This window comes from Paractinoplanes aksuensis (genome assembly GCF_024137025.1).
GTDB lineage: Bacteria > Actinomycetota > Actinomycetes > Mycobacteriales > Micromonosporaceae > Actinoplanes > Actinoplanes aksuensis.
Map to the genome: position 1 here is coordinate 1 of NZ_JAMYJR010000093.1, position 1,004 is coordinate 1,004.

General features: G+C 57.1%; 2 rRNA genes. Both read left to right on the forward strand.

The window, feature by feature from the left end:
• Nucleotides 1-64 (forward strand): 16S ribosomal RNA (locus M1L60_RS46695); the annotation flags it as partial.
• 409 nt (nucleotides 65-473) lie between these two features.
• Nucleotides 474-1,004: ribosomal RNA gene (locus M1L60_RS46700) — 23S ribosomal RNA — on the forward strand; the annotation flags it as partial.

Here is a 1,004-nt window from a genome sequence, read left to right on the forward strand (position 1 = left end):
GGCGATTGGGACGAAGTCGTAACAAGGTAGCCGTACCGGAAGGTGCGGCTGGATCACCTCCTTTCTAAGGAGCAACTAGATCGGGAAACCGATCCAGTGGCCCGCGGTCTGCGAATGCCAGACCGGGGTGCTCATAGGCGGAGACACTGGCTAGTTACGACCGGCAACGGCCGGCAGGCTCAGTACACGAGAACGCGAGTTCTCGGCGGAACAACTGCTGGTGCGGCTGGAAGTGGCGCACAAGATAGCACCCTGTTGGGTATCTGAAAGAACAACCCGAAGCCGGCATAGCCCGGCGCCTGCGATGCGAAAGCCGCAGGAGTTCCCTGACGGGGGCTGGTTGGTCTTCAATGCCAGGCACGCCTGGACCCCCATACCGACTGCTTTGTGCAGTGCTGGTGGGAGTCTGATCGGGTTGTGGGTTGGTCGTTGGTTGAGAATTGCACAGTGGACGCGAGCATCTTGTTTTCTGTGGTTAAGTTGTCAAGGGCGAACGGTGGATGCCTTGGCACCAGGAGCCGATGAAGGACGTGGGAGGCCGCGATAGGCCTGGGGGAGCTGTCAACCTAGCTGTGATCCCAGGGTGTCCGAATGGGGAAACCTGGCACGAGTCATGTCGTGTCATCCGTGCCTGAATACATAGGGCATGTGAGGGGAACGCCGGGAAGTGAAACATCTCAGTACCGGTAGGAAGAGAAAACAACCGTGATTCCGTGAGTAGTGGCGAGCGAAAGCGGATCGAGCCTAAACCTTGCGTGTGTGATAGCTGTCAGGCGTTGCACGTGGGGGGTTGTGGGACTTTTCTTTAGCGTTCTGACAAGCGCTAGCAGAGTTACAAAGCCTTATGTTAGTCGAACAGTGTGGGAAAGCTGGCCGTAGACGGTGAGAGCCCGGTAGACGAAAATGTATTGCCTCTGTTGAAGAGCACCCGAGTAGCAGCGGACTCCTAGAATCTGCTGTGAATCTGCCAGGACCACCTGGTAAGGCTGAATACTTCCTGGTGA